Origin of the sequence: Nocardioides sp. (assembly GCF_034670285.1) — a bacterium.
Taxonomy (GTDB): Bacteria; Actinomycetota; Actinomycetes; order Propionibacteriales; family Nocardioidaceae; genus Nocardioides.
The window spans coordinates 1-4,349 of the sequence record NZ_JAXMNS010000331.1 but is presented as its reverse complement, the minus strand read 5'-3'; the positions used below and the strand labels follow the sequence as shown (position 1 = coordinate 4,349).

5 protein-coding genes are annotated in these 4,349 nt (G+C 72.6%); 4 read left to right on the top strand and 1 reads right to left on the bottom strand.

What is annotated here, in order from left to right; translation table 11 throughout:
• The 3 genes from VOI19_RS15125 to VOI19_RS15115 form a co-directional block, all read left to right on the top strand.
• Positions 1-180 (top strand): hypothetical protein (locus VOI19_RS15125; RefSeq protein ID WP_323793795.1); only part of this gene is annotated, 180 nt, incomplete at its 5' end.
• A gap of 54 nt (positions 181-234) precedes the next feature.
• Positions 235-1,143 carry an alpha/beta hydrolase gene (locus tag VOI19_RS15120; RefSeq protein ID WP_323793794.1) on the top strand — a complete coding sequence of 303 codons (909 nt, stop codon included), beginning with the start codon at positions 235-237 and terminating at the stop codon, positions 1,141-1,143.
• A 16-nt stretch (positions 1,144-1,159) separates the two neighbouring features.
• A complete protein-coding gene (locus tag VOI19_RS15115; RefSeq protein WP_323793793.1) occupies positions 1,160-2,830 on the top strand; it encodes a GMC family oxidoreductase in 1,671 nt (556 codons plus the stop codon).
• Positions 2,831-2,834: 4 nt separating this feature from the next.
• On the opposite strand, the gene VOI19_RS15110 is transcribed toward VOI19_RS15115, so the two are convergent.
• Positions 2,835-3,860: a PGN_0703 family putative restriction endonuclease gene (locus tag VOI19_RS15110; protein ID WP_323793792.1), complete on the bottom strand. Its 1,026-nt coding sequence runs from the start codon at positions 3,858-3,860 to the stop codon at positions 2,835-2,837.
• Positions 3,861-3,934: 74 nt separating this feature from the next.
• On the opposite strand from VOI19_RS15110, the gene VOI19_RS15105 reads away from it, so the two are divergent.
• Complete coding sequence (locus VOI19_RS15105) at positions 3,935-4,201, top strand: hypothetical protein (protein ID WP_323793791.1); 267 nt, start codon at positions 3,935-3,937, stop codon at positions 4,199-4,201.
• Positions 4,202-4,349: the final 148 nt, after the last annotated feature.

The window sequence follows — 4,349 nt, the reverse complement described above, 5'->3', positions numbered from 1 at the left end:
CGAGCACCCGCCGGGGCCGATGCCGAGGCCCTGGCCTCGGTGCTCCTCGAGCTCAACGACCGGATGCTCGAACGCATCGCTCTCGGCGGCCCCATCGCCCAGGAGACGCTGATCGAGACCGTGGTCTCGATCTGGCTCCGCTCGATCTACGGCAACGACACCACCGCCCGCTCCACCTGACCACCACCTAACACAAGCCGACACCAGCTGCCAGCCCACCGAAAGGCACCACCGATGAGCCCCGAGACCGTCACCTTCACCAGCGGCGGCGTCACCCTCGACGCCTGGCACTTCGTCGGCAGCGGCGACGCCCTGTCGAGCCCGGCCGGACGGCCGGTGGTCGTGATGGCCCACGGCGTCGGCGGCACCAAGGACTCGGGGCTGGCCTCCTTCGCCGAGGGGCTCGCCGCCGCGGGCTGCGACGTCCTCGCCTTCGACTACCGCGGCTTCGGCGCCTCGGGGGGAACGCCGCGCCAGACCGTGTCGGTCGAGGGTCAGGTCGACGACTACCGCGCTGCCGTCGAGGCCGCGCGCCGGCTGCCCGGGGTCGACCCGGAGCGCCTGGTGCTGTGGGGCGTCTCGCTCTCGGGCGGACACGTCTTCGCCGTGGCCGCCGGCCGTGACGACATCGCCGCCATGATCTCCCTGACGCCCCTGGTCGACGGGGTCGCAGCCGGTCGCCTCGCCTTCTCCAACCACAAGAAGCGCGAGCTGCTGCGCAGCACCATCGAGGGCTTCCGCTCCAAGCTCGGCTCGACCCGGATGATGCCCCTGGTCGCCCGGCCCGGCGAGCTCGGGTGCGTCACGCTCGAGGGCTCCCTCGAGGACTACACCGCCCTGGCCGGACCCACCTGGGTCAACGAGCTCGACGCGACCGTCGGCCTCGAGCTCGGCAACCACCGACCGTCCAAGCTCGCCAAGCAGATCACGTGCCCCACGCTCGTGCAGATCGCCGACTTCGACCGCAGCGCGCCCCCGCAGGCCGCCGCCAAGGCGGCGTTCAACGCCCGCGCGCTGGTGCGCCACTACCCCGGCGACCACTTCGACGTGTGGGAGGGCAAGCCGTTCCACGCCGCCGCCGTGAAGCACCAGGTCGACTTCCTCACCCGCACCTTCGCCCCGGCCACCCAGCCCGTCGGCTGACTCGAGCACAGCGGCCGTGACGCACTACGACGTCCTGGTCATCGGTTCCGGCTTCGGCGGCAGCGTCACTGCGCTGCGGCTGAGCGAGAAGGGCTACGCCGTCGGCGTGCTCGAGGCCGGACGACGCTGGACCGACGAGGACTTCGCGGCCCAGGGCTCGCGCGACCTGCTGTGGCTGCCCCGGCTGGGCATGTTCGGGCCGATGCGGCTGAGCATGATGGGTGAGATCTCGCTCTTCAGCGCGGTCGGCGTCGGTGGCGGGTCCCTGATCTACGCCAACACGCTCTACGAGCCGCACGACGCGTTCTTCACCGACCCCTCGTGGGGCCACCTCACCGACTGGCGCGCCGAGCTGGCGCCGTACTACGAGCAGGCGCGTAGGATGCTCGGCGTCACCACCAACCCCCGGCTGTGGCCGGCTGACGAGGTGCTGCGCACGGTCGCCGACGACCTGGGGGTCGCCGACACGTTCCAGCCCACCGACGTCGGGGTGCTCTTCGACGAGTCCTCCCCCGGGCGCTCGGTGCCCGACCCGTTCTTCGGTGGCGCCGGACCGGAGCGCAACGCCTGCGTGCACTGCGCGCGCTGCACGTCGGGGTGCCCGTTTAACGCCAAGAACACCCTGCCCAAGAACTACCTGCACCTCGCCGAGCAGGCCGGCGCCGTCGTCCACGCGCTCTGCGAGGTCACCGACGTACGACCTCGGCCGCAGGGTGGCTACACCGTGACGACCAGGCAGCCGGGCCTGCGCGGCCGGAAGGCCCGCGCCGCCGAGCGCACCTTCACCGCCGACCAGGTCGTGTTCGCCGCAGCCGCCCGCGGCACCCAGGGCCTCCTGCACGCGCTGCGCGACGGCGGCTCGTTGCCCGACCTGTCGTCACGGCTCGGGGAGCTGTCGCGGTCCAACTCCGAGGCGATCGTCAACGTGCTCGCCCGGGAGCCGCAGGGCTTCGCCCAGGGCGTGGCCATCACGTCGTCGTTCCACCCCGACCCGCACACACACGTCGAGCTGTGCCGGAGCAACGAGATGCAGGACAAGGGCGCGGTGCTCAACGTGCCGCTCGTCGACGGCGGACCCCGGCGGGTCCTGCGCTTCCTGGCCGAGCAGGTACGCCGTCCCGGGCCGTTCGTGCGCACGCGGCGGCTCAAGAACTCCTCCTCGCGCACCCTGTCGCTGCTCGTCATGCAGTCGCTCGACAACTCGCTGACCTCCTACCTGCACCGCGGACGCCTTCGCACCCGACCGGGCGTCGGGGAGCCCAACCCGTCGTGGATCCCGCTGGCCCACGACGTCGTACGGCGGGTGGCGGCGAAGGTCGGCGGCGACGCGACCTCCCTGGCCAGCGACCTCGTCGGCACACCCGCGACCGCGCACTACGTGGGCGGGGCGGTGATCGGGGACTCCCCCGCCACCGGCGTCGTCGACCCCTACCACCGGGTCTTCGGCTACGACGGGCTCCACGTGATCGACGGGTCCACCATCGGGGCCAACCTCGGGGTCAACCCGGCGCTGACCATCACCGCCATGGCCGAGCGCGCGACCGCCCTGTGGCCCAACCGCGGCGACGTCGACGCCCGCCCGGCCGCCGGGTCGTCGTACGAGTCCTTGGCTCCGGTGGCGCCACGCTCCCCGGCGGTGCCGCCCGAGGCGCCGGCTGCGCTGGTGTGGCTCGGCCTGCCCGGCTGAGTGCTCAGGACTCCCGGAGCGGGGACCCCTCGGCCAGCTCGCGCTGGACCGGGGTGAAGTCGGTGTAGCGCTGCCACAGCGAGTGCTTCCACGGCTCGTGGCCCTCGACGGCGTCGATGACATCCTCCAGCGTGCAGAAGCGCAGCGTGCCCCGGTCGTCGTCGCCGAGCAGGCGCGCGACCTTGTCGACGGTCGACCGGGCGCTGGTGTCGAGTCGGCTCGCGACCACCACGACGACGTTCTCGGCGTACTTCTGCGAGCCGTCGTCGGCCTTCACCAGCGCGCGCGTGCGCTGGGCGAGCAGCTGGTGATACCAGAACTGCAGGTTGCGGCGGTGCCCGAGCAGCACGTCGGCTGCGCCGTCCTGCCAGTCGCGCAGCTCGGTCTCGGCAACGTACTTGGCGCGCGCAGCGCTGCCGGCCGGCGGCAGGGCCAGGCCCTTGGAGAGGTCCTCGGCATACATCGTCTGCACGCCGACGAAGCCGAGCCGACCCTCAGGCAGGTCGTACTCGATGAAGGCGTCGAAGGCAGAGGTGCCGAGCGGCTCCTCGCCGAGCTCGGCTGCCGAGGGTGCGTAGCCGAGACGGATGCCGGCCACCCGCGTCGCGTCGGGGGCGAAGGTCTGCACCCACGGCAGCAGCGCATCGGGCTCGGCCTGGGCGAGGTGGCCGAACAGGTTGAAGCACAGCGGCTGGGAGGCCAGCAGGTCGCGGCGCAGCCGGTCCTCCTGGATCAGGTGAGGAGCGGTGCCGGGTCGGTCCTTGGCGTCGCCGTACGCCGCGACAGCCTCGTCGGTCATCAGGTTGGCCGTGATCTCGACGGTCTCGGGCAGCATCGTGGAGACCAGCTGGTTGCGCTTGGGCTGCTTCTTGCCGGGCTGCACGGGGTGGGCGTGGCCGGCCTCCGGCTGCGCCAGGCACTCCTGGCGCCACCAGGCCTGCTGCAGGCGCAGGCCCGCCTGGAGCGGGTTGTCGCCCTTCTCGCGCCAGCGCTCATCGTGCCACGGGGTCGCTGCATCCAAGGAGGTCATGGCCGCAGTATGGCGCGCCCGGGAGCGGGGAAAAACTCCTGGCACCGGGAGGCAACCCCGACGACACGCAGTGCGTGTCCCCGAGCATGAACCCGAACCCGAACCCGAACCCCGTCCCCGCCCACCCCACCGCGCGGCTGCGGACCGCCGGCGCCGGGATCGCCGTCGCTGCCCTGGCCGTCGCCGGCTCGGTGCTGTTCTCGGGCCCCGACGGCGCGCCCGTCGCTGCTGCGGTCACCGAGCCCGTCGCCCAGCAGGTGGGCCACCAGCAGGCCACGAACGCGCCTGCGGAGCGCGCCCCGAGCAGAGGTCTCCCGTCAGTCGGCCGACCTCGACGGTGACGGACTCACCGACACGGCGGTCGTGCTGGGCTCGGCGAACGTGCCCGACCGGCTCAAGATCACCTGGGGCAGCGGCGGCTCGGAGTCGCATGCGTTGACCGGCGGCGGGGAGGGCGGCCTGGAGCCGCTCGTCGACCTCGACGGCGAC

Coding starts and splice junctions, on each gene's coding strand:
- VOI19_RS15120 (WP_323793794.1), top strand. CDS start 235: ATGAGCCCCGAGACCGTCACCTTCACCAGCGGCGGCGTCACCCTCGAC.
- VOI19_RS15110 (WP_323793792.1), bottom strand. CDS start 3,860: ATGACCTCCTTGGATGCAGCGACCCCGTGGCACGATGAGCGCTGGCGC.